The 21,410-nt window shown below is 66.2% G+C and carries 23 protein-coding genes and 2 pseudogenes; 12 read left to right on the top strand and 13 right to left on the bottom strand.

The window, feature by feature from the left end:
* The first annotated feature begins 89 nt into the window (after nucleotides 1–89).
* Nucleotides 90–1,010, top strand: a complete 921-nt coding sequence (locus QZM35_RS15920) for a LysR family transcriptional regulator (protein WP_301776336.1) — start codon at nucleotides 90–92, stop codon at nucleotides 1,008–1,010.
* On the opposite strand, the gene QZM35_RS15915 is transcribed toward QZM35_RS15920, so the two are convergent.
* The 6 genes from QZM35_RS15915 to QZM35_RS15890 all read right to left on the bottom strand — a co-directional run bounded on the left by QZM35_RS15915 (nucleotide 1,005) and on the right by QZM35_RS15890 (nucleotide 6,726).
* The gene (locus QZM35_RS15915) at nucleotides 1,005–1,544 is read right to left on the bottom strand and encodes a GNAT family N-acetyltransferase (RefSeq protein WP_301776335.1); all 540 of its coding nucleotides are present in this window, start codon (nucleotides 1,542–1,544) and stop codon (nucleotides 1,005–1,007) included. The genes QZM35_RS15920 and QZM35_RS15915 overlap by 6 nt on opposite strands.
* Before the next feature lie 50 nt (nucleotides 1,545–1,594).
* Nucleotides 1,595–2,173: a hypothetical protein gene (locus QZM35_RS15910; RefSeq protein ID WP_089433013.1), complete on the bottom strand. Its 579-nt coding sequence runs from the start codon at nucleotides 2,171–2,173 to the stop codon at nucleotides 1,595–1,597.
* Between the two features lie 105 nt (nucleotides 2,174–2,278).
* A complete protein-coding gene (locus QZM35_RS15905) occupies nucleotides 2,279–2,668 on the bottom strand; it encodes a lysozyme inhibitor LprI family protein (protein WP_089427009.1) in 390 nt (129 codons plus the stop codon).
* 54 nt (nucleotides 2,669–2,722) lie between these two features.
* Complete coding sequence (locus tag QZM35_RS15900) at nucleotides 2,723–3,469, bottom strand: N-acetylmuramoyl-L-alanine amidase (protein WP_174973580.1); 747 nt, start codon at nucleotides 3,467–3,469, stop codon at nucleotides 2,723–2,725.
* Nucleotides 3,470–3,592: 123 nt separating this feature from the next.
* Nucleotides 3,593–5,212 carry an NAD(P)-binding protein gene (locus QZM35_RS15895; protein WP_301776334.1) on the bottom strand — a complete coding sequence of 540 codons (1,620 nt, stop codon included), beginning with the start codon at nucleotides 5,210–5,212 and terminating at the stop codon, nucleotides 3,593–3,595.
* On the bottom strand, nucleotides 5,212–6,726 hold the full coding sequence (locus QZM35_RS15890) for a polyamine aminopropyltransferase (protein ID WP_089427012.1): 1,515 nt from the start codon (nucleotides 6,724–6,726) through the stop codon (nucleotides 5,212–5,214). The genes QZM35_RS15895 and QZM35_RS15890 overlap by 1 nt, the downstream gene beginning before the upstream one ends.
* A 121-nt stretch (nucleotides 6,727–6,847) precedes the next feature.
* Between QZM35_RS15890 and QZM35_RS15885 the strand changes: the two genes are divergently transcribed.
* From QZM35_RS15885 to QZM35_RS15860, 6 genes are read left to right on the top strand one after another with little or no spacing between them, the layout of a single operon-like run.
* Nucleotides 6,848–7,234: a DUF350 domain-containing protein gene (locus QZM35_RS15885; protein WP_089427013.1), complete on the top strand. Its 387-nt coding sequence runs from the start codon at nucleotides 6,848–6,850 to the stop codon at nucleotides 7,232–7,234.
* Nucleotides 7,235–7,261: 27 nt separating this feature from the next.
* On the top strand, nucleotides 7,262–8,320 hold the full coding sequence (locus QZM35_RS15880) for an SPFH domain-containing protein (RefSeq protein WP_089427014.1): 1,059 nt from the start codon (nucleotides 7,262–7,264) through the stop codon (nucleotides 8,318–8,320).
* A 9-nt stretch (nucleotides 8,321–8,329) separates the two neighbouring features.
* Nucleotides 8,330–9,847, top strand: coding sequence for a DUF4178 domain-containing protein (locus tag QZM35_RS15875; RefSeq protein ID WP_301776333.1), 1,518 nt, complete (start codon nucleotides 8,330–8,332; stop codon nucleotides 9,845–9,847).
* Nucleotides 9,844–9,993: a hypothetical protein gene (locus QZM35_RS15870; RefSeq protein WP_155291822.1), complete on the top strand. Its 150-nt coding sequence runs from the start codon at nucleotides 9,844–9,846 to the stop codon at nucleotides 9,991–9,993. Before QZM35_RS15875 ends, QZM35_RS15870 begins: the two co-directional genes overlap by 4 nt.
* Nucleotides 9,990–10,373, top strand: coding sequence for an adenosylmethionine decarboxylase (speD, locus tag QZM35_RS15865; protein WP_301776332.1), 384 nt, complete (start codon nucleotides 9,990–9,992; stop codon nucleotides 10,371–10,373). Before QZM35_RS15870 ends, speD begins: the two co-directional genes overlap by 4 nt.
* Before the next feature lie 53 nt (nucleotides 10,374–10,426).
* Complete coding sequence (locus QZM35_RS15860) at nucleotides 10,427–10,795, top strand: hypothetical protein (RefSeq protein ID WP_254600211.1); 369 nt, start codon at nucleotides 10,427–10,429, stop codon at nucleotides 10,793–10,795.
* 168 nt (nucleotides 10,796–10,963) lie between these two features.
* On the opposite strand, the gene QZM35_RS15855 is transcribed toward QZM35_RS15860, so the two are convergent.
* From QZM35_RS15855 to QZM35_RS15840, 4 genes are all read right to left on the bottom strand, one after another.
* A complete protein-coding gene (locus tag QZM35_RS15855; protein WP_089427018.1) occupies nucleotides 10,964–11,752 on the bottom strand; it encodes a lysozyme inhibitor LprI family protein in 789 nt (262 codons plus the stop codon).
* A gap of 121 nt (nucleotides 11,753–11,873) precedes the next feature.
* Entirely contained in the window at nucleotides 11,874–12,044 is a 171-nt protein-coding gene (locus QZM35_RS15850; protein WP_301776331.1) for a hypothetical protein, read from the bottom strand.
* Nucleotides 12,044–12,760, bottom strand: coding sequence for a hypothetical protein (locus QZM35_RS15845; RefSeq protein ID WP_301776330.1), 717 nt, complete (start codon nucleotides 12,758–12,760; stop codon nucleotides 12,044–12,046). Before QZM35_RS15845 ends, QZM35_RS15850 begins: the two co-directional genes overlap by 1 nt.
* 215 nt (nucleotides 12,761–12,975) lie before the next feature.
* Nucleotides 12,976–13,428, bottom strand: coding sequence for a type II toxin-antitoxin system RatA family toxin (locus tag QZM35_RS15840; RefSeq protein WP_027789550.1), 453 nt, complete (start codon nucleotides 13,426–13,428; stop codon nucleotides 12,976–12,978).
* A gap of 191 nt (nucleotides 13,429–13,619) precedes the next feature.
* Here QZM35_RS15840 and QZM35_RS15835 point away from each other — a divergent pair, with 191 nt between their 5' ends.
* Both QZM35_RS15835 and QZM35_RS15830 read left to right on the top strand, forming a co-directional pair.
* Nucleotides 13,620–14,660, top strand: a complete 1,041-nt coding sequence (locus QZM35_RS15835; RefSeq protein WP_089427021.1) for a bifunctional nicotinamide-nucleotide adenylyltransferase/Nudix hydroxylase — start codon at nucleotides 13,620–13,622, stop codon at nucleotides 14,658–14,660.
* Nucleotides 14,661–14,733: 73 nt separating this feature from the next.
* Nucleotides 14,734–16,167, top strand: a complete 1,434-nt coding sequence (locus tag QZM35_RS15830) for a nicotinate phosphoribosyltransferase (protein ID WP_089427022.1) — start codon at nucleotides 14,734–14,736, stop codon at nucleotides 16,165–16,167.
* 558 nt (nucleotides 16,168–16,725) lie between these two features.
* Here QZM35_RS15830 and QZM35_RS15825 read toward each other — a convergent pair.
* The 3 genes and pseudogenes from QZM35_RS15825 to QZM35_RS15815 all read right to left on the bottom strand — a co-directional run bounded on the left by QZM35_RS15825 (nucleotide 16,726) and on the right by QZM35_RS15815 (nucleotide 18,717).
* A complete protein-coding gene (locus tag QZM35_RS15825; protein ID WP_301776616.1) occupies nucleotides 16,726–16,893 on the bottom strand; it encodes a hypothetical protein in 168 nt (55 codons plus the stop codon).
* Between the two features lie 609 nt (nucleotides 16,894–17,502).
* Nucleotides 17,503–17,730: pseudogene (locus tag QZM35_RS15820) on the bottom strand (PLP-dependent aminotransferase family protein); the annotation flags it as partial.
* Between the two features lie 27 nt (nucleotides 17,731–17,757).
* Nucleotides 17,758–18,717, bottom strand: coding sequence for a LysR family transcriptional regulator (locus QZM35_RS15815; RefSeq protein WP_301776615.1), 960 nt, complete (start codon nucleotides 18,715–18,717; stop codon nucleotides 17,758–17,760).
* A gap of 119 nt (nucleotides 18,718–18,836) precedes the next feature.
* Here QZM35_RS15815 and QZM35_RS15810 point away from each other — a divergent pair, with 119 nt between their 5' ends.
* The 3 genes and pseudogenes from QZM35_RS15810 to QZM35_RS15800 form a co-directional block, all read left to right on the top strand.
* Complete coding sequence (locus tag QZM35_RS15810) at nucleotides 18,837–20,111, top strand: CaiB/BaiF CoA-transferase family protein (RefSeq protein ID WP_301776329.1); 1,275 nt, start codon at nucleotides 18,837–18,839, stop codon at nucleotides 20,109–20,111.
* Nucleotides 20,104–21,243: an acyl-CoA dehydrogenase family protein gene (locus tag QZM35_RS15805; protein ID WP_089427026.1), complete on the top strand. Its 1,140-nt coding sequence runs from the start codon at nucleotides 20,104–20,106 to the stop codon at nucleotides 21,241–21,243. Before QZM35_RS15810 ends, QZM35_RS15805 begins: the two co-directional genes overlap by 8 nt.
* A gap of 31 nt (nucleotides 21,244–21,274) precedes the next feature.
* Nucleotides 21,275–21,410: pseudogene (locus tag QZM35_RS15800) on the top strand (electron transfer flavoprotein subunit beta/FixA family protein); the annotation flags it as partial.

Genomic DNA, 21,410 nt, shown 5'->3' with positions numbered 1-21,410 from the left:
GCCTTGACTGGATCCGCATCGTAAATTACGGTCCCGAACGGGATAAGCCGTGAAAAACGGCGAGCTTTGATACCTGAAACGGGATAATGATGCGCAGCAAGCTGGATCTGAACGCGGTGCGCGTGTTCGTGTCGGTCGTCGACGAAGGCAGCTTTGCCGGCGCCGCGCGCGTGCTGTCGATACCCGGTTCCAACGTGAGCCGCCATGTGGCGCAACTGGAGTCGAGGCTCGGCGTGCGCCTGCTGGAGCGCAGCACGCGGCACCTGCGCATGACGGAGGCTGGGCGCCTGCTGCACGAGCGCGCGAAGCCGATGCTCGATGCACTGACGCTTGCTGAATTCGAACTGACCTCGCAGCAGACGGAGCTGCGCGGCGTGCTGAAGCTCTGCGTGCCCGGCGAAATCGGGCCGCGCATGCTCGGGCCGATCATCGCGGAATTCGCGAGCCGCCATCCGCGTGTCGAAATCGATTGCGATACGAGCCTCGCAGGCGTCTCGACGCTGCGCGACGATATCGACCTGTCGATCATCGTCCATCGCGGCAAGCTGCACGACAGCGCGTTCGTCGTCAGGCCGCTCGTGAGCCTGCCGAGCGTCGTCGTGGCCGCGCCGTCGCTGATCGAGCGCACCGGCATGCCGACGCAGACGGAGCAGCTCAGGCAGTTGCCGTGCATCACGACGCTGAGCACGCTGAAAGGGCAACCGTGGCAGTTCGCCGACGGCGACGGGCGGATTCACAAGATTCCGGTCGCGAGCCGGTATCGCGTCAATAGCGGCGAAATGGCGGGTCTGGCGGCGGTGAACGGGATCGGCTTCGCGATTCTCGTCGAACGCGGATGCGCGGCCGAGCTGGCCGCCGGGCGGCTGGTGCGCGTGCCGCTGGAGATGACGCCGGCGCCGCTGGAACTGCTGGCCGCCTATTCGAGCCGCAATTCCGTCAACGCGAAGATCCGCGAGTTGCTGCAGCTGATGCAGGCGCGTCTGGCGGCAGCGGTGGCGATGCCGTCATGACGATCGTTTCGGCAATGCGCGCCAGTAGCGCACTTCTTCAATCGGCGCGCCTTCGATCTCGAACGTCTTGATGTCGTCTTCGGCGACGAAGCCCTCGCGTTCATAGAACGCCCGTGCACGATGGTTCTTCACCAGCACCCAGAGCGACACCCATTCATGGCCCAAATCATGCAGCGCACGGCATGCATGGTCGACGAGTGCCGCGCCGACACCTTGCCCGCAATGCGCTGGATGCAGATAGATCGCTTCGATTTCGCCCCAGGTGCGATCCTTGTCGGTGTCGCGCGTCGGACCGTACGCGATCCAGCCGATCGGCTCGCCTTCCGTGAACGCGAGCGCGACACGCGGCCGTCCGGCGTCGAGCGCATGGCGCCACGAAGCGGTGCGTTTTTCGACCGACAGGCCGGCGAGGAACGCGGCCGGCATGATGTCCGGGTAGGTGGCCTGCCACGATGCGACGTGGATGGCGGCGATGGCCGGGGCATCGGCGGGCGTGGCAGGGCGGATGTCGATGTGCATCGTGTTCGGTGTCATGTGTACTCCGCCTGATCAGTTGCCGTGTGCCGCGCCGTCGCGCGCGGGATTCAATTCGCCGGATCCAGACTGGCGTCGATCGCAAAACGGTAATCGATCTCCACCTGCGATGCATCGCCCGGCACGTCGGTTTTCTTCAGCACGAATTCGAACGCGGGCTCGAACCAGCCGTTGCGCGGCACTTCTCCACCGAGGATCTCGACCTCATACCAGCCGTTGTCGATTTCAATCACGGGCCGGCCCGGTTCACGGTAACGCGCGAGCAGTGCGTTCACCGTCGTGTCGTTGAAGCGTTCGAGAATCCGCCACGTGCAGAGCATGACCGCACGATGCTCGACGCGCAGCACGTACCCGCCGCGCCGATGCTGCAGGCGGCTTCCCGTCTTCAGCAATTCGGGTGTGTCGTCATCCAGCGTGAAGATGACCGTGTACGGATGGTTCTCGATGCCGGCGAGCGGAACGACGACACCTTCCAGCACGGCGCGATCACCGCTGTCGCTCGTGGTGAACGCAGATGCGACGTCGTCCGGCAGTCCGTGTTGTTCCTTGAACCGCTTCAGCAGCAGGAGATCGCCGACGAGAAAATAGTCGACCAGATCGTTGAGGACTTCAGAGAATTCATGTCGCATCGCGGCTCCTTTCAAGGCTCCTTTCGCGGTGCCGATGCGCAGGGTTCGCAAGGGCGCGAAGCGCCGCGTCGCGAAACGTCTCGCGGCGCGGCACGCGCGACGCCCTTACTCGCCGAGCTTCGACGTCACGCAGCCCGTGCTCGAGCATTCGCGCTCACGCTCGCGCAGGAACGACAGCCGCGACTGCGTCATGTCGTTCGCGCACTGGATGTCCACGAGGTAGCTGTTATTGCGCGTCTCGCTGCACTGCGCGTCGCGTTGCTTCAGCCACGCGAGCTGGCCGGCCTTCAGCGTCGCCTGCTGGTCGCCGCTCAGTTGCTTGCGCAGGCGGCCGTATTCATCGTTGAGATCGCGGTCGGACTGCGAGAACTGCGTGCTGGTGCAGTACACCTGGTCGAACGCACTGCGTGGCTTCCCGCAGCCGGCAGCGTGTGCGGTGAACGGAACGGCAAGCGCGAGCAGCGCGCAGGATGCGAGCAGATGCTTCATTTTCATGGTGAGGCTCCTGACTGGGTGAAAACCGTTGGGCCCGACGGGCGTGATCGTTGCTTACTTCGGTGTCGTGCACGCGTCGATCCCGCCGGCGATCGCGGTGGACAGCTTCTGGATCGTCTCGCGTCGCGCCAGCCGCGCTTCCTCGTCCGGATTGACGATCACGCCGGCTTCGACGAGCACCGCCGGAATCGGCGCGGTGCGCAGCACGACGAGATCGTCGAAGCGGTGGATGCCGAGTTGAGGGTCGATCAGCGGGCGATTCTCGCCGCGGATCGGCTGCGCGTGATACAGCGACGGCCGCTCGCCGGACGCGACCAGCCGCTCGGCGATCGCCTTCGCGCAACGCAGGCTTTCCGCATAGTGCGGATTGCGTTCCGACACGAACACCGAGAAGCCGCGGAATTCGCGCTGCCGGCCCGCGTCGATGAACTGCTGCTGCATCGAGTCGTGATGGATCGACACGAACAGGTTCGCGTCGGGCGCCTGCGTCGAACGCTGGTCGAGCGCGATCTCGCGGCCGTCGGCCGACGTGCGCAGCACGCGGTCGCCATGCGCGGCGAGTTTCTCGGCGACCGCCGTGGACAGGTCGAGGTTGTACAGGTATTCGACGCGGCCGCTCGCACCGGTGGAGCCCGGGCGCGCCGGCGTATGGCCGGTGTCGACGACGATGTAGCGCCCGGAGGCGGGTGCGGAGTCGGCCGCATGCAGCGCCAGCGGCGCGCCGAGCAGCGGGGCGCAGGCGAGCACGCGCGCGGCGGCGCGCACGAACGGGCGAAGGCGTCGGATGGTTCGGTTCGTCATTGTTGTTGTCGAGGAGGGCATACGGCGCGTCGGACGGCGCGGCACGTCGGCCTGCTCAATGCAGTCGGAATGTCGGGCGATTATAGCGGCTGGCAGCGGCGCCGCAATGACGGATGACGACCGTCAGGCCAGCACGCGCCGGGCGGCGAGCACGCCCCAGTACGACGCTTCCTCGAACAGCGACAGCCCGGACAGATCGGCATGCGCGAACACGACGGGGCCGTCGGCATCGCGCAGCGCGAGCAGCCCCGGCCGGCTCAGGAAGCCGACGTCGGGCGTCGCCATCGCGTGACCACGCACGGTGATCTCGAGCGCCGTCGCGTGTTTCCACAGTTCGCGCCCGTAGACGGCCTGCAGGTCGATCGCCGCCTGTTCGCGCAACGCGTCGGGTCGGGCTTGCGCGAGCCAGCGGCGCGTGTCGTCGGGCGCTTGCGTGCTCAACGCCTGGTACGAGGAGAACACTGAGCGCGTCGGCGGCGACATGCGGATCAGCTGGTGCGTCGACACGACATAGCCGAGCCCCGCGCCGTCGTAGACGACGTTGTCCCACGCGAGCGGCACGCCCGCTTCCTCGGCCGGCATGCCGTCGAGCAGGAAGTTGGACACGAGCCACGGCGCACGTGGCGGCAGGTCGCGCGCGGGATCGAAGCCGTACGCGGCAAGCTGCGGAAACACGCGCGCCGCGACGAACAGCGGCATCGCGCAGACGACGCGCCGCGCCTTCAGCGTGAACGTCGACAGCGTGCCGTCGTTGCCGACGCGCGCGCACAGCACGTCGACACCGCCCGCGCGCTCGGTCGCACGCACCGCGAAGCCGTCGCGCGACCATGCGGTCGAGCCGGTGCGCGCGGCGATCGAATCGGCGAGCTTCGTCACCATCGTGTGCAGCCCGTCGGGCCAGGTCAGCACCGCGCCGTCGCTCGCATCGCCCGCATGGCCGCCGCGCGACGAGAAATAGTGCAGGCCGGCCCATGCCGAAACATGCTCGTAGCCTGCGCCATAGTCGTCGCGGCAGCAGTAATTCAGGTACCAGTGCAGCGCCTTCGCGGTGTAGCCCTCGTCGACCAGCCACTGGCGGAACGAGCGCCGGTCCAGCACGCGCCAGTGCGGGTCGCGCGACGATTCCGCGATCGGGATGCAGAACACCTTGCGGCCATCGGCGCCGCGTGCGGTGCGCAGCCCGTCCGTGTACGCGAAGAAGCGTGCCTGCTGCGCGAGGTCGTCGGCGCCGAGGCCGGCCGTCGGCACGATGCCGTCCTGCCATTGCCCGGCGATAAAGAGCCGTTCGTCGGGCGCATGGACCAGCGCGCGCTCGTCGTACACTGGGCGCGCGGAAAGCGGCGCCGCTTCGATCACCCCGAGATCGGCGAGCATGTCGCGCAGGTGCGTGGATTCGAGCGACGGCAGCGGCAGGTAGTGCGCGCCTTTCGGATAGCCGAGATCGCCGAAGCGGCCGCCGGCCGCGTTGCCGCCGAATTCGGGGCCGGCGAGCACCGTGAAGCGCTGGTGCCCCGCGCGTGCGAGCTGCCACGCGCACGACAGCCCGGCCGCGCCCGCACCGAGGATCGCGACGTCGGTCTCGATCGTGCCGGACGGCGGCGGCAGCGTTGCATGGTCGCGCAGCGCATGGCCTTCGCGCATGCCGGGGTAGCCGACATGCGGCGTCGTCTCGATCCAGCCGGTGCGCCCGCAGGCGGCGAGCGACGCGGCCGCCGACGCGACGAGGAACGTGCGGCGGTCCATCAGCGCAGCACGTGTTTCCAGTCGTCGTCGAAACGGCGCACGAGCGGCTGGTCGTTGAGTTCGTTCGGCGACATCGGCAGCGCCGGCATGTCGGCCGGGAAGTGGAACATCTCGGCGGCCGTCTGCGCGTCGAGCCAGCGCGTGGGCACCGCGTAGTGCGTCGGCACCGTGAAGTCGCGGCGCTTGCCGGCGATCACGAAACCCCAGTCGCCGAACGACGGCACGTAGCAGTGGTACGGCCACGTGTTGAGGCCGGCTTCGTGCAGCGTCGCGATGATGGTCCAGTACGCGTGCGGCGCGAAATACGGCGAGGTCGACTGGATCACCGCGTAGCCGTTCTCCGACAGGTGGCGTGCAAGCAGCCGGAACACCGGCACGGAATACAGCCGGCCGAGCCCGAAGTTGGTCGGGTCGGGAAAGTCGACGACGATCGCGTCGTACACGTCGGCGTTCGATTCGAGCCAGCGCACCGCGTCGTCGTTGATCACGTGCACGCGCGGGTCCTTCAGCGCGCCCTGGTTCAGCTTGACGAGCGGGGCGGACGTGGAGAACAGCTTCGTCATCGCGGGATCGAGATCGACGAGCGTGATCTGTTCGAGGTTGCGGTGCTTCAGCAGCTCGCGCACCGCGAGGCCGTCGCCGCCGCCGAGCACGAGCACGCGCTTCGCCCACGGCAGCGCCTCGATCGTCGGGTGGATCAGCGCCTCGTGATAGCGATGCTCGTCGCGCGACGAGAACTGCAGGTTGCCGTTCAGGTACAGCCGCATGTCGTCATGCCACTGCGTGAGCACGATGCGCTGGTACGGCGTCGTTTCCGAATAGATCGTCTCGTCGCCGTACACGCCGTGTTCGGCCCAGTGCGTGATGCGGTCAGACAGCGCGAAACCGGCGACGAGCAGCCCGATCACGAGCGACGCGCGCATCAGCTTGCCGCGTACGTTGCGGATCTCGTCGCGGAACAGGTGCGTCGTCCACAGCGCGACGAACGCATTCAGGAGCCCGAACAGGAAGCTGGTGCGCAGCAGGCCGAGACGCGGCGCGAGTACCAGCGGGAAGATCAGCGACACGGCGAGCGAGCCGAGATAGTCGAAGGTGAGCACTTCGCTGACGGTATGGCGGAACGCCTGGCGCCGCTGCTGGAACGCGCGCATCACGAGCGGGATCTCCATCCCGATCAGCAGGCCGAGCGCCAGCACGAGTGCATAGAGCGCCGCGCGGAACGGCGCGGCGAGCCACGCGAACACCGCGAACAGCAGCGCGGCCGACACGCCGCCGAGCAGGCCGACGAGCAGCTCGATGTCGACGAAGCGGTCGAGTACGTCGTCGTCCTCGACGAACTTCGCGAGCCACGAGCCGATCCCCATCGCAAACAGGTAGCTGCCGATCACCGACGAGAACTGCAGGATCGAATCGCCGAGCAGGTAGCTGGACAGCGCGCTGCTGATCAGTTCGTAGCCGAGCCCGCACGATGCGAGCACGAGAATCGACAGGACGAGCGCGCGCCTATGCAGCATCGGGTGTCCGTTGTGCGGCGGTCGGCAATGTGGATATACTGGCGCGGAATTTTGTCCGCTGGCCCTGCGCGGGCCGGCCGGCGACGGGGCGGCGAACCGAGCACAAAATCCGAGGGAAAGAATGAATAGTGCCTATCTCTATGCGGTTCATTTACTGTCGGCGTTCGTGCTGCTTCTTGTGTTCGCGGCAGTGTACCTGAAGGTCACCCCGTTCGACGAACTGGCGCTGATCCGCGACGGCAACGCCGCCGCGACGCTGTCGTTCGGCGGCGCGCTGATCGGCTTCTGCCTGACGCTCGCGTCCAGCATCGCGCACAATTCCACGCTCGGCGAAGTCGTGATCTGGGCTGTCGGCGCGATGGCCGTGCAACTGATCACCTATGCGGTGCTGACGCGCCTGATGCCCGGCATGAATCATGCGATCGAGGATCGCAACGTCGCGATGGGCGGCCTGATGGGCACCGCGTCGCTCGTCGTCGGCATCATCAATGCCGCCTGCCTGACCTGACGCGCCACGCGTTTCGAGGAGACCGACATGAGTCTGGGTTCATTCATCCGCAAGCAGTTCATCGACGTCCTGCAATGGACGGAAGACACCGACGGCGTGCTGGCCTGGCGCTATCCGATGGAAGACCAGGAAATCCAGTACGGCGGCAAGCTGACCGTGCGCGAGACGCAGGTCGCGATCTTCGTGAACGAAGGCAAGGTCGCCGACGTGTTCCAGCCGGGGCTGTACACGCTCGAAACGAACACGCTCCCGGTGCTCACGTACCTGAAGAACTGGGACAAACTCTTTCAGTCTCCTTTCAAATCGGACGTCTATTTCTTCAGCACGCGGCTGCAGCTCGGCCGGCGCTGGGGCACCGCGCAGCCGGTGACGATCCGCGATCGCGAATTCGGCTTCGTGCAGGTGCGCGCGTTCGGCATCTACTCGTACCGGATCGTCGATGCGGGCGCGTTCCATCGCGAAGTCAGCGGCACGCGCGCGCAGTACACGGTCGACGATCTCGAACAGCAACTGCGCAACCTGGTCGTCACCGCGATGAGCACGACGTTCGGCTCGGCCGACGTGCCGTTCGTCGACATGGCCGCGAACCAGTCGCTGTTGTCGCAGCGCGTCGCCGAGGCGCTGGTGCCGGTGTTCACGCGCTACGGCCTCGCGCTCGACGCGTTCGCGGTTGAAAGCGTGTCGCTGCCGGCCGAACTGCAGAAGGCGCTCGACCTGCGGATCGGCGCGGGGATGGCCGGCGATCTCGCGCGCGCCACGCAATACCAGACCGCGCAGGCGATTCCGCTCGCCGCGCAGAACCCGGGCGGCATCGCCGGGATCGGCGCGGGGCTTGCCGCGGGGGCGGCGATCGGGCAGGCGATGGCCGGCCAGATGGCGGGTGCCGCGCAACCGGCGCCGGCCGCCCCGCCTGCGCCCGCGCCTGCCGCGGCGCCGGTGGCCGCCGCACCGACTGCCGCGCCGGCGGAAGGCACCGATTACGTGCAGCGGCTCGAACAGTTGAAGGCGCTGTTCGACAAGGGCCTCGTGACCGAAGACGAATATTCGCGCGCGAAGGCCGAGATCCTCGCGAAGCTCACCCGGTAAGCGTCGCGCATGTTCAGTACCTCGTGCCCCCAGTGCGGCGCGCCGGTCGAGTTTCGCTCGGCGGCGGCGGTGATGGCCGTCTGCGCGTTCTGTCGCAGCACGCTGCTCAAGCGCGGCACCGACGTCGAACGCATCGGCGAACTGGCGACGGTGCTCGACGATGCGTCGCCGATCCAGATCGGCACGGCCGGTCGCTACGGCAAGCGTACGTTCACCGTGCTCGGGCGCATCCAGATGACCTACGACGCCGGCGCGTGGAGCGAGTGGTACGTCGTGTTCGACGACGGCACGTTCGGCTGGCTGTCGGATGCGTCGGGCCAGTATGCGATCACGGTGCGCGAGCCCGACGATGCGTCCGGCGGCGCATGGCCTGCGTTCGGCACGCTGGAACCGGGCATGCGGATCGACCATGGCGGCCGCGCGTTTCTCGTGTCGGACGTGCGCACCGCGCGCTGCACGGGCGGCGACGGCGAACTGCCGTTCCGCGTCGATGCCGGATGGGAGGCGCGCGTCGTCGACCTGCGCACCGGCAACGCGTTCGCGACCTACGACTATTCCGACGCCGATGCGAACGGCGGGAGCCCGGCCGTCTATACGGGCGAAGCCCTCGAATTCGACGCGCTCGCCTTCACCGGGCTGCGCGATACCGACCACGATACGCGCGAGAAGCGCGGCGCGGAGATGGTGCCGTTCGCGTGCCCGAGCTGCGGCGCGCCGCTGTCGTATGCGCCGAACGTGGCCGACTACGTGGTGTGCGGCAGTTGCCATGCGGGCGTGCAGTGCACGGCCGAGCAGCAGACCGTGTTCGCGGCGCAGCGCAAGCTCGAAGCGGTGAAGGGGGCGCTGGAGCTCGGCGCGATCGGCACGTTCGACGGCGTGAAGTACACGGTGATCGGGATGATGCGTTGCCGCGTGCCGGGCAACGAAGAGACGTGGGACGAATACCTGCTGCTGAATCCGACACGCGGGTTCCTGTGGCTCGTGCAGAGCGAAGGGCGCTGGGAGCGCGTGCAGGTGCTCGACCAGTGGCCGACGATCGGCAGCGATGCCGACGTGACCGACGGCGACAAGACCTACCGCCTGCGCGAGGAATACGACTCGGAGGTCGTCTACGTGGTCGGTGCGTTCAACTGGCGCGTGCAGGTCGGCGATCGTACGTCGATCATCGACTACGGCTGGCAGAAGGACAAGCTGACGCGCGAGCGCAGCGACGCGGAGATCGTCTGGTCGCGCGCGCGGCCGCTGTCGGCCAGCACGCTTGCCGAACGCTTCGGCACGCCGTCGCTCGCGACGGCCGCGGCTGCGGCGGCAACCGGCGCCACCGTGACGACGGGCCTGTTCGGCCGGAAGGGCCCGCACAGTTTCGCGCCGCTGCCGCTCGTGTTCAGCGCGCTGCTCGTGATCCTGAACATGGGCTCGCTGTTCTCGTTCAGCGGCCGTTCCGTCTACCTGCTGATCGGCCTGCTGGTACTGTGGCTGCCCGAATGGCTGTGGAAGCGCTTTGCATCGGACGGGGGCAACGCGTGATCCGGTACATCCTCTACGGTATCTACGGCCTGATCGTCGTCACGCTGTTCAGCTGCGCATCGATCGGCGGCAGCGGCTCGGGCGGCAGCGGCTGGGGCAGTTCGTCGGCGCGCAGCGGGTACTCGTCGTACGGGTCGCACAAATGACCGCGCGCGACGGGATCACGCCACCGCGCGCGACGTTCGGCTCGCATGTGCTGGCCGACCTGGCCGGCATCGACGCGGCGCTGCTGCGTGACGCCGCCCGGCTCGAGTCGATCCTCACCGAAGCGGCGCAGCAGGCCGGCGCGCGTGTAATCGGCGCGCATTTCCATCATTTCGGCGGCGAACATGGCGTGACGGGCGTCGTGCTGCTCGCCGAATCGCACATCACGATCCACACGTGGCCCGAGCATCGCTTCGCGGCCGTCGACGCGTTCATGTGCGGCGCGGCGCGTGCGGCCGATGCGGTCGATGCGATCGCCGCGGCGCTCGGCACGCAGGCGCAAGTCCGGCAGCAGGTTGCGCGCGGCGGCGCGCCGACGTGAGCGGGCGATTCACTTCCTTTGCCGATAGGCGCAACAGAATCCGGTGTGCCGCGTTGCTCGGCTGGGCGCTGCTTGCCGCCAACGCGGCCGACGCTGCCGCCGATGTACCGCCGAAGCCGCCCGGGCCGGTCGTGATGGTGCACTTCGATTACTACGAGAAGGACAAGGCGCGCCTTCATGCGCTGGAGCAACGGCTGGATCGTGCGGTGAAACAGGCCGGGGCCGGCGAGTTGGGCGAGACCGAATTGCATCGCGATGGCAACGACGGCTATCTATACTTTTACGGTGCAAGCGCCGACCGCCTGTACGCGATCGCGCGCCCGATCCTGAAATCGTCAGGATGGCTGACGGGTACGGAGGTCACGTTGCGCCGCGAGGCGGGGGCGGAAACGTTCCCGTTGCGCGGGGACGGCGCACGTTAGCGCGGATGCGGGTCGAACGGCGCGGCTGGAGGAGCGGCCGTTGCGGATCGCGCCATGCAGTGCGTTTTTTACGCTTGCGGGTGTCGGCGACAGGCTGCCGAGGCTTCGTTGCGATGACGCATCGCACGTCGATTCATGCCCGGGCGATTGCACGTCACGACGTTCCCGCTAACGCTCGAACCGGAACGACGACACGCTGTGCATCGTCGCGTCGTCGGTGCCGACGATACCCTGGGTATTCGCGACGGCCGCGCGCTTGCCGTTGCTCAGCACGGCCCAGTAGCATTCGCCGCCGGCCGCGTGGAAGCCGGTTTCCGGATCGCTGATGCCGCACGTGATCGTCGCGCGCATGCCGCGCCAGCCGGCGCCGGAGAAGCGTTCGACCGCTTGCGGCGTGCCGCGACCATACGTCGACATCCATTTGCCGTCGTCCTGCCGCTCGAAGCCGGCTTCCTTTTCCGCAACGGGTTCGAGCGCGCCATCGACGATCTCGAACGCAATGAAATAGCTGCTGTTCGTCATGTTGCGGCCGACGATCGCGACGCACCGGTCGCCGCCGATTTCCGGGCACGGCTTCTTGATCTGGCGGTTCCCGAGGTACTCGAACGAGATGCCGAGCACCGGGTCGCGATAGGTTTTCCAGCCCGCGTGCTTCACCTGCTTCAGCGCTGCCGTACGGTCGCGGTAAGCGGTGGCGATGCAGGCTGCATCGGCGCACGCATCGCGTTGCGCGAGCCATGCGCGTTGCGATCGGATGACGGCCTGCTGGTCGGCTGCGATGTCGATCGCGCCGTAGTAGGCGCTTGCCAATGTGCTGTCGGCCGACACGAGCGCCTTGTCGCTGCAGATCAGGCGCTCGGTGCGCGTCTTTGCGCGCGTGCAGTCGATGCTGTCGGCGTGGGCCGATAGCGAGAGGCCGATGGCGGCCAGCGTGAGACCCAGGCGAATACCAAACACGGATCGCTCCTCATCGGGTTGGAATGGCGGCTGTCACGCCGCCGTCACGTGATGCAGCGGCGCACGTGGTTCGTTAAGCCTCGAACCCCTGCGCCGTGCAGCGAGATACGGCGAGGTGAAATCAGCGATTGATCTGATCCGCCGAGATCAGCTCGGCCACCAGCACCTGCGCGGGCCCTTGCAGGTAATACTCTTGCTCGAGCGGCTCACGCAGCTTCATGAACGTTTCCGCGCCGATCTGCATCGTTTCGCCTGCGTGCATGCGCGCGCCGCTTTCCAGCAGGTAGTGCATCACGTTGTTGAAGATGCCCGAATAGCGTTCGCCTTCATGATGGCGAACGCGAGCGCGGCGAAATCGGGCAGGCCGAACACGTCGGCGCCATAGGTGCGCATCCACACGCCGTTGACGCCTTCGACTTCGTATTTCACGAAGCCGCAGAAGAACAGGTTCAGCGGGATGTCCCGCAGCACTTCGAGGCTTTCCGCGCCGAGTTCCTTCGCATTGAAGACGCCGGCCGGCAGCGACGTGTGCGCGTGCTCGTTCAGCACCGCGAGGCCGTTTTGTTCGGCGAGCGCGCCGGCGACGGCCGCCAGCGCGACATACTGGTCGAGCGGATTGGCTTCGTGCCCGGCGTAGTAGAGGATCACGTGGCTGCGGCTCGCGCGCACTTGCTGCTTCAGGTCCTGCCCGTAGTGGGCCGGCGCGACACACGCTTCCAGGGCCTCGGACGGATAGGGTGCGTCGAAGCCGACGAGCCGGACGACGTGGTTGCCCCAGCCGGCGAGCCCGAATACCTGCGCGAGCGTCGGCTCGGTCTCGACGCGCGCCTGCTTCATGCTCGGGTGGTACGCGCGCAGCGCGGCCGTCAGCGCGGCGATATCGACCTGCAGCGGGCCGTCGAAGACGACCGTCACGCTCAGCGGGTTCTCGACGTCGGGTGCCGCGACCAGCGCGACGGGGTTGTCGGGTTCTTCCTTGCGGCCAAAGAATCGGGATATCAGGCTCATTGGAGTAGGTTCGTGTCGAAGCCGTTGCAGGGAGCGGTGCCCCGTTCTCTCGGTCGGGGCGCGCCGTCGGGGTGACGGCCGCCCGTAGTTTCCCCGGGTTCGGCGAATCTGGCAAATGCGCGGTGCATGCCGGAGCGGCGCGGCAATGGCGCGTTCGGACGCATTAGATGGGAAGTGGCGCGGACGAGCCGGGCCGTACGGCCCGAGCTCGCCGGTCAGTGCGGCAGCGCTTCGGCTTCGGCCCAGCGCTTGAACGAATCGAGACGCCGGCGCGTCTGCACGAGGTAGAACGCGCCGATCAGCGGTTCGAGCAGCCAGCGCAGCCAGGCCGGCTGGGCGCGGAAGTGGTACGTGAATTTCACTTCGGTCGTGCCGGGCGTGTGCTCGGTGAAGTTCCAGCTGCCGCTGAAGCGCTCGAGCACTTTCGGCCCGTCGACCATTTCGACGGCGGCGACCTGCGGCGGACGGTACGAGATGTAGCGCGATACCATCGTTGCGCCCGACTGGCTGCGGCAGAACGCATCGACGCCGACGTCGGCCGTCATGCCGTCGAGCAGGTAGGCGTCGGTGAGGAAGCTGTCCCACACGAGCCGACGCGCGTAATCCTGCGACCACGTGAAGAGGCGTCTGCGATCGACGCCGACGGTGCGGCTGACTGAGATCCTCATGATGGCGGGCGCCCTGGCGCGGATTAGGATGAAATCGAGTGTAACCCGCCAATAACGCGCGTTTCGTCAGACTTCGTCAAGTCGAGGAGGGGCTCGAACGGGCTCGATTGACGCACCTCGGGATTTCCCCTAGGATTCGTTTCAACCCTTCGGGAAAGACCCGAAGCGTTTCAATCTCTTGAGGGAGCCTCATGAGTACGCAACAGAACCGGCGCTTCGACGCGCTCGTTTTCATTGGTCGTTTCCAGCCTCCGCATCGTGGTCACCTGAACGTGCTGAAGTCGGCACTGAGCCGGGCCGAGCGCGTGTGCGTGCTGATCGGATCGACCGACAAGCCCCGCACCATCAAAGATCCGTTCTCGTTCGACGAGCGCCGCCAGATGCTGGCTTCGCTGTTCGACGCGTCCGAGCGCGACCGCGTCACGATCGCGCCGTTGCAGGATTCGACCTACAACGACGGCGACTGGGTGCGCTGGGTGCAGGACGCCGTCGCGTCCGCGCTCGGCGACATCGCGCAGCGCAAGGTCGGGCTGATCGGCCACGAGAAGGACGCCACGTCGTATTACCTGCGGATGTTCCCGCAATGGGAGCTCGTCGACGTCGATGCGACCGAAGACATTTCCGCCACCGAGATCCGCGACCAGTATTTCGCCGAACGCACCAACAGCTTCGTGCAGTGGGCCGTGCCGGAACCCGTGTTCGGCTGGCTCGAGCGTTTCCGCACGCAGCCGGAATTCGCGCAGCTGAAGTCGGAAGCCGAATTCATCGCCGGGTATCGCAAGGCGTGGGCGGCGGCCCCGTATCCCGTCACGTTCGTGACGGTCGACGCGGTGGTCGTGCACTCGGGCCATATCCTGCTCGTGCGCCGCCGCAGCGAGCCGGGCCGCGGCCTGTGGGCGCTGCCGGGCGGGTTCGTGAACCAGGACGAGCGGCTCGACGCGGCCTGTATCCGCGAGCTGCGCGAGGAAACCGGCCTGAAGCTGCCGGAGCCCGTGTTGCGCGGCTCGATCAAGGATCGCCAGGTATTCGATCACCCGACGCGCTCGCTGCGCGGCCGCACGATTACGCATGCGTGCCTGTTCAACTTCCCGACCGGCGAGCTGCCGCGCGTGAAGGGCAGCGACGACGCCGACAAGGCGCGCTGGGTGCCGCTCAACGAATTCGCGCAGATGCGCAACGTGATGTTCGAGGATCACTTCGACATCGCGTATCACTTCCTGGGGAAGCTGTGATCCGCTGATTCCCCGCATTCCGTCCGCCGCGACAGACGCGGCGGCACTTCAACGGCCTAGAGGAGCTCTAGCCATGCAAAACGATCTCGGCGGCTTTGCCGCGGTTCTCGCCAATCCTATCCTCAACACGGATTCGTACAAGGCTTCCCACTTCCTGCAATATCCGCCCGACGCGTCGGCGATGTTCTCGTACGTCGAATCGCGCGGTGGCCGCTACGACCGCACGGTGTTCTTCGGCCTGCAGATGCTGCTGAAGGAATATCTGTGCAAGCCGATCACGCACGCGATGATCGACGAGGCGCGCGATTTCTTCACGGTGCATGGCGAGCCGTTCAACGAGGCAGGCTGGCGCTATATCGTCGAACGCTACGATGGCTACCTGCCGGTGAAGATCCGCGCGGTGCCCGAGGGCTCGGTCGTGCCGGTGCACAACGTGCTGATGACGGTCGAATGCGACGACCCGCAGGTGTTCTGGCTCGCGTCGTATCTCGAGACGATGCTGCTGCGCGTGTGGTATCCGGTGACGGTTGCGACGCGAAGCTGGCACCTGCGGCAGACGATCCGCCGCTTCCTGGAAAAGACCGACGACGATCTCGCGCAACTGCCGTTCAAGCTGCACGACTTCGGCGCACGCGGCGTGTCGAGCGCGGAGTCGGCCGCGATCGGCGGTGCCGCGCATCTCGTCAACTTCATGGGTTCGGATACGGTGCTCGGCGTGCTGGCCGCGAACCGTTTCTATCGGGAGCCGATGGCCGCGTACTCGGTGCCGGCGGCCGAGCACAGCACGATCACGTCGTGGGGCCGCGAACACGAAGCCGATGCGTACCGGAACATGATTCGCCGCTTTGGTCTGCCCGGCGCGATCGTGTCGGTCGTGTCGGACTCCTATGATCTGTTCGCCGCGCTCGATCTGTGGGGCGGCGAGCTTCGGCAGGCCGTGCTCGATTCCGGCGCTACGCTGGTCGTGCGGCCCGATTCGGGCGACCCGGTGGCGATCGTGCTGCAGACCGTGCGTGCGCTCGACGCATCGTTCGGCTCGACCGTGAACGGCAAGGGGCGGCGCGTGCTGAATCGCGTGCGCGTGATTCAGGGCGACGGTGTCGACGAACTGTCGATCGACGCGATTCTGTCCGCGCTCGACGACGCGGGTTATGCGGCCGGCAACGTCGTGTTCGGCATGGGCGGCGGGCTGCTGCAGCAGGTGAACCGCGATACGCAGCGCTTTGCGATGAAGTGCTCGGCGATCCGGCGCGGCGACGTGTGGCACGACGTCTGCAAGGATCCGGTCACCGATCAGGGCAAGCGCTCGAAGAAGGGGCGGCTCACGCTGCTGCGCAGTTTCCGCACCGGTGAGTATCGGACGACGACGCTGCCTGCCGCGTGGGACGACCGGATGCTGGAAGGCGAGTGGGAGGACGCGCTGGAGACGGTGTTCGATACGGGGCGCCTGCTCGTCGATACGTCGTTTGCGCAAGTGCGGGCGAGGGCGCACGCGGGGGAGGTGTGAGGCAGGCGGCGGGGCGGCGTGAGAGGCTCGGGTCACGCCGTCGCCGACGCGATGCGATCGCGATGTCGTTTGGCTGCGGACTACCTTAGTGAAGGGCTCTGGATGTCGGCGTGGTACGCGGATCACCACACAGGCGCCGACATCCATCGTTGCAAAGCGGGACCAGTGTCAGTCCGATCTGAAGATAACCTTCGTAACCGGCGCTGTCTTTCGGATACGGTTTCGAGATGATGTGGGTATCAGACCAGATGTTCTCGTTCTTGACGCCGAGTTGTGTCAGGTATTCCTTCAGATTCGCCGCTCGTCGTAACGCGAGCGCTTGTGGATTGACTTCCCCGATGTAGGCGCCGGCAGTGACGATGCCACGAATCTCTGCATCCGGCCATTGACGCGCGCGAATGACCATCTCCGCAATTTTGACGCGATCCTCGTTAGGGATCGCGTCGGAATTGAGCGGGACGCTGTCAAGCATGTCTTCCGAAACGGTACAAGCCGTGGGTGAAATCGAAAACGAGAGGCAGGACCAGACCGCGATGCTGATCACACGTGCAAGAAATTTCACCACAGAATCCTGTCGTCGAAAAATGAAATGTAGCGGGCAATGCTGTCTGCATTGTCGATCGCTACATCCGGACGCGTCTGAGCCCAGTACTTCAGGCCGGGGCCGAACCCATAGATTTCGTCTTCCGAGTTGAATGTGTCGACGTAGTGCGTGCATTCGTGAATCAGGACTTTCAGTTTGCAGTTGGTAGAAAGCCGGGCATCGGGAAGTGCGCAGAAGTTTGGGTAATCCGGTGTCGAGTCTTCGACGGACTATGTCATCTGATCGGCCGAACCAAGTCTGGACGCGGCGCTGTTCTTCCTGATCCCAAGCGGCGAGGCCATGAATTCGCTCGCGAATCAGGACAATTTCAGCGTCGCGCAGCCGAGCAATCAGGCGCCTGAATGTTTTGTTCGACATGTTTTCGCAGATTTGCGCCATGTCGAGTTCGATGGTGTGAGTGGATCCCGGTGTGGTGTTTGTATAGGTGGTTCCGACGCATATCCATTCGTCGCGTTCTTCGTGGTGCGTAGCGTCGCGTGAATCGAAGTTCTCGCTCATTGATTCGATAGTTATCCGGAAGAGGAGGAAAACTATCGACGGACGGAGGCATGCTCGTCTATTGGTCGTGTACGATTTGCGAAACGAGGTATCCCGAACGACATGCTCTATCGGATGTCGGCCTGCTTGGCTGCAGATGCCGAAGGCAGATTACCGATTCATTCCGTAGTTGTCCGCCCGATTGCCGGGCTTCATCATTCTCCAGCATGGATACGGTGGCTCGCGCGCATCCGCACGCCGCCGCGCGGCTCCGTCCAGATCCTGAGCCCGGCGCGCGTGACGCGCCGGAGCGTTTCGCCCATCGCGTCCGCGAGGCGCGCACGCAGGCTGTCGACGTGGCGCCGGTACGTGCCGTCGACGAGCAACCGGTGGACGACGTTCGCGCCGATCTGCGCATGGCCGAACGACGTCGCGAGCTTCAGGTCGACGAGCACCTCGATCCATTCCGGGCGCGCGGCAACTGGCCGAGCGTTCGCGTGTTGCATCGCCTAACGGGAGATCGTCGTGCTTGGCCGCATACCCGTGCGTTCCGACGCGGGTAGCCCCGTGCGCGTACGCATCGCGTCGGCGACCGCGTCGCGTACGCAGGCCGCTGCGATTTCCGACGCACGGGTACGCGCCGCGCGCACAAGCCGGGCGATCACCAGCGGCTGGATCACCGTCGATTCCCGGATCGGACACTCGACGACGAGCGGCGAGCGCGTGACCGCCGGACTCTGCGTGATCAGCAGCGACACGCCGAGCCCGCTCGCGACCATCGCCCGCACGAGTTCGATCGACACGGCGCGATAGCGGACGTTCGGCGACAAGCCGCATTGCCAGAACGGCGCCATCAGGAAGTCGCGGCTGTGCGGCAGGTCGATCAGGATGAATGGATGCTTGGCGAGATCGTGCAACGAAATCGCACGCTTGCGCTTCGCGAGCGCGGACCCGGCCGGTACGAGCGCATAGGGCCGTAGTTCGGCAAGGCATTCGCACTCGATGTCGTCGGGCAAGCCTACGTCGTACATCAGTGCGAAGTCGATCTGCTGCTTGTGCAGTGCCATGTCGAGCTGCGCGAGATCGCCTTCGACAAAACGGATGTCCAGGCGTGGATGACGCTGCTGCGCGAGTTCCAGCACGCGCGGCAAATAGACCGGCGCAATCGTGCTGAATACGCCGATTTGCACGACGCCGCCCGGTTCGTCGCCCGCGTCGTCGGTTGCGAACGCCGACGCCGATGCCAGCAACTGACGTGCCTCCGCGAGCTTGCGCTCGCCGAAGTGCGTGAGCGTCATTCGCGTGCCCGCGCCGCGCGTGAACAGCGGGTCATCGAATAGCGCTTCGAGCTCGCGGATCGCCACCGAGATCGACGGTTGCGACACGTTCAGCGCGACCGCGGCCGCGGTCGTGCTGCCCGCTTCCGCGGCCGCGACGAAATAGCGAAGCAGTCTCAGCGACAGAGCCATGTCGAACCCATACGAAAATCTTATAGGAGTTAATTTATTCCGATATTTTATCTGATTGCCACACTCGAACAGAATCACCGCATCGGCCTACTCGGCCCGACCTTCAGGAGAGAGATGCCGTGACTGTGTCCAGGCTGCCGCTCGACGGCATACGTGTGATCGATTTTTCCCGGGTACTCGCGGGGCCGCTGTGTTCGGCGCTGCTCGGCGACCTCGGCGCCGACGTGATCAAGATCGAGCCGCCCGCCGGCGACGACTATCGTGCGATCGGTCCGTTCGCGAATGGCGAGAGCGGGTTGTTCGCTGCGATGAACCGCAACAAGCGCAGTGTCGTGATCGACCTGAAGACCGCCGACGGGCAGGCGCTGGCGCAATCGCTGTGTGCGCAGGCGGACGTCGTCGTCGAGAATTTCCGCCCGGGCGTGGCCGATCGCCTCGGGATCGGCTATGCGGCGCTGTCGGCGCGCAATCGGGCACTGATCTACGCGAGCGTATCGGGATTCGGGCAGACCGGCCCGGAGTCGCACCGGCCCGCGTACGACATCATCCTTCAGGCGATGTGCGGCCTGATGGACGCGACCGGTTCACCGGACGGCGACCCGACGATGGTGGGCGATTCGGTGTCCGATGTGGTCAGCGGGATCTTCGCGTCGTGGGGCGTGCTGGCCGCACTCGTCGCACGCGATCGCACCGGCGAGGGCTCGCACGTCGATGTGTCGATGTTCGATGCGACGATGAATCTGACAGCAGCGCTGGTCGCACGCTATGCGACCACCGGCGTCGCGCAACCGCGCGTCGGCAATCGCCATCCGACGTCCGCGCCGTTTGGCGCGTATCGCGCGGCGGACGGTCATTTCGTCGTCGCGGTGCTCAACAACAAGCTGTTCAGCCTGCTTGCCGACACGATCGGCCATCCGGCGCTGGTCGACGATCCGCGGTTCGCGTCCGATGCGTCGCGTTGCGAGCACGAGGCTGCGTTGCGCGCCTGTATCGAACAGTGGGCCGCAACGCGTTCGGTCGCGGACGTCAACGCGTCGCTGAGCGCAGCGGGCATTCCGGTCGCACCGATCCGGAGCGTGCGGCAGGCGCTCGAAAGCGAACAGGCCCGCGTGCGGCGCCTGCTCGTCGAAACGACCGCGGCCGACGGCTCGACGATCCGGCTGCCCGTGCAGCCGCTGAAGTTTTCCGCGTATCCCGGCACGCGCACGACGCGCGCACCGCAACTTGGCGAGCACACACGCGAGGTGCTCACGCGCATGCTCGGCCTCGACGAAGCGGCGATTGCCGCGCTCGCGAAGGCCGGCGTGGTCCACGCGGCCGCCGACGCGGTCGATGCCAGTGCGGCGGTGACGCTCCATCAAACCAAAACCCGTCAGGAGATGAACGATGCTTAAACGACTGGGCGTGAGCGACGCCGACCTCGAAATCGCCGATGCGATTCGCCGTTTCGCACAGGCTGAACTCGCACCGCATGCGGCGCAGGTCGATCGCGACGAAACCTCGACGACGTGCTACGTGCCGGCGCTGGCCGAACTCGGCGTGATGGGCATGAACCTGCCGGAGCGCTGGGGCGGAATCGGGGCATCGCCGGCCGCGATCATCCTCGCGCTGGCCGAGATCGCGAACGCATGCGCAGCGACGTCGTCGATGATCGGCGCGCACTATCTGGCGACCGATTCGGTGCTGATCGGCGGCGACGACGCATTGCGTGCGCGCTACCTGCCGGACGCTGCGACCGGCGCCAAGCTCGGCGCGTTCGCTCTGACCGAGCCGCAGGCCGGCTCCCATCCGGCGGGGATGACCACGCAGGCGGTGCGCGACGGCGACCGCTACCGTCTTCGTGGGGTGAAGCACTTCATCTCGAATGCGGACGCCGCGCAATTCATCGTCGTCTACGCGAAAACTGCGCCCGAACTCGGGACGCGCGGGATCAGCGCATTCGTCGTCGATCGCGATACGCCGGGCGTGTCGGTGTCGTCGCCGGAGAAGCTGATGGGCATCCACGGCGCGCCCGCGCACGAAGTCGCATTCGATTGTGTCGTGCCGGCGTCGAACCGGCTCGGTGAAGAGGGTAGCGGCTTTCGCACCGCGATGAAGGTGCTCGACAACAGCCGCCTCGACGTCGCGGCGACGAGCCTCGGGATCGCGGAAGCGGCGCTGGGCGATGCGATCGACTGGGCGAAGCAGCGCCACGTCGGTGGCGAACCACTCGCAAGCAAGCAGGGGCTGCAGTGGCGTTTCGCCGACATGAAGACGCAGCTCGAAGCCGCCTGGCTGCTGACGCTGCAGGCCGCTGCGCGGCGCGCGGCCGGCGAGCCGTTTACCGACATGGCATCGATGGCGAAGCTGTATGCGTCGGAGATGGTCGCGTTCGTGACGGACGCCGCATTGCAGATCCACGGCGGCTACGGCTTCACGCGGGAAATGCGGATCGAGCGCCTCATGCGTGATGCACGGATCCTGCGGATTTACGAAGGCTCGTCGGAGATCCAGCGCACGGTCATTGCACGCACGATGCTTGCATGACGGTGGTTGAAACCGGACTGGGGAACGAATGATGAAGATACTGGTGCCAGTGAAAAGAGTGGTCGATTACAACGTGAAGGTCCGCGTGAAGTCGGACAACACGGGCGTCGACATCGCGAACGTGAAGATGTCGATGAACCCGTTCGACGAAATCGCGGTTGAAGAAG

Origin of the sequence: Burkholderia sp. AU45274 (assembly GCF_030482505.1) — a bacterium.
GTDB lineage: Bacteria > Pseudomonadota > Gammaproteobacteria > Burkholderiales > Burkholderiaceae > Burkholderia.
The sequence above is the reverse complement of the archived record's forward strand: the minus strand, read 5'-3'. Positions and strand labels throughout refer to the sequence as shown.

What these genes read in the sequence shown, in the direction of transcription:
- QZM35_RS15910 (WP_089433013.1), bottom strand. Translation starts at nt 2,173, where the DNA reads ATGCGACATGAATTCTCTGAAGTCCTCAACGATCTGGTCGACTATTTT.
- QZM35_RS15830 (WP_089427022.1), top strand. Translation starts at nt 14,734, where the DNA reads ATGCAAAACGATCTCGGCGGCTTTGCCGCGGTTCTCGCCAATCCTATC.
- QZM35_RS15835 (WP_089427021.1), top strand. Translation starts at nt 13,620, where the DNA reads ATGAGTACGCAACAGAACCGGCGCTTCGACGCGCTCGTTTTCATTGGT.
- QZM35_RS15900 (WP_174973580.1), bottom strand. Translation starts at nt 3,469, where the DNA reads ATGACGAACCGAACCATCCGACGCCTTCGCCCGTTCGTGCGCGCCGCC.
- speD (WP_301776332.1), top strand. Translation starts at nt 9,990, where the DNA reads ATGACCGCGCGCGACGGGATCACGCCACCGCGCGCGACGTTCGGCTCG.
- QZM35_RS15850 (WP_301776331.1), bottom strand. Translation starts at nt 12,044, where the DNA reads ATGCACTACCTGCTGGAAAGCGGCGCGCGCATGCACGCAGGCGAAACG.
- QZM35_RS15915 (WP_301776335.1), bottom strand. Translation starts at nt 1,544, where the DNA reads ATGACACCGAACACGATGCACATCGACATCCGCCCTGCCACGCCCGCC.
- QZM35_RS15815 (WP_301776615.1), bottom strand. Translation starts at nt 18,717, where the DNA reads ATGGCTCTGTCGCTGAGACTGCTTCGCTATTTCGTCGCGGCCGCGGAA.
- QZM35_RS15805 (WP_089427026.1), top strand. Translation starts at nt 20,104, where the DNA reads ATGCTTAAACGACTGGGCGTGAGCGACGCCGACCTCGAAATCGCCGAT.
- QZM35_RS15920 (WP_301776336.1), top strand. Translation starts at nt 90, where the DNA reads ATGCGCAGCAAGCTGGATCTGAACGCGGTGCGCGTGTTCGTGTCGGTC.
- QZM35_RS15845 (WP_301776330.1), bottom strand. Translation starts at nt 12,760, where the DNA reads ATGAGCCTGATATCCCGATTCTTTGGCCGCAAGGAAGAACCCGACAAC.
- QZM35_RS15905 (WP_089427009.1), bottom strand. Translation starts at nt 2,668, where the DNA reads ATGAAAATGAAGCATCTGCTCGCATCCTGCGCGCTGCTCGCGCTTGCC.
- QZM35_RS15890 (WP_089427012.1), bottom strand. Translation starts at nt 6,726, where the DNA reads ATGCTGCATAGGCGCGCGCTCGTCCTGTCGATTCTCGTGCTCGCATCG.
- QZM35_RS15840 (WP_027789550.1), bottom strand. Translation starts at nt 13,428, where the DNA reads ATGAGGATCTCAGTCAGCCGCACCGTCGGCGTCGATCGCAGACGCCTC.
- QZM35_RS15880 (WP_089427014.1), top strand. Translation starts at nt 7,262, where the DNA reads ATGAGTCTGGGTTCATTCATCCGCAAGCAGTTCATCGACGTCCTGCAA.
- QZM35_RS15885 (WP_089427013.1), top strand. Translation starts at nt 6,848, where the DNA reads ATGAATAGTGCCTATCTCTATGCGGTTCATTTACTGTCGGCGTTCGTG.
- QZM35_RS15895 (WP_301776334.1), bottom strand. Translation starts at nt 5,212, where the DNA reads ATGGACCGCCGCACGTTCCTCGTCGCGTCGGCGGCCGCGTCGCTCGCC.
- QZM35_RS15875 (WP_301776333.1), top strand. Translation starts at nt 8,330, where the DNA reads ATGTTCAGTACCTCGTGCCCCCAGTGCGGCGCGCCGGTCGAGTTTCGC.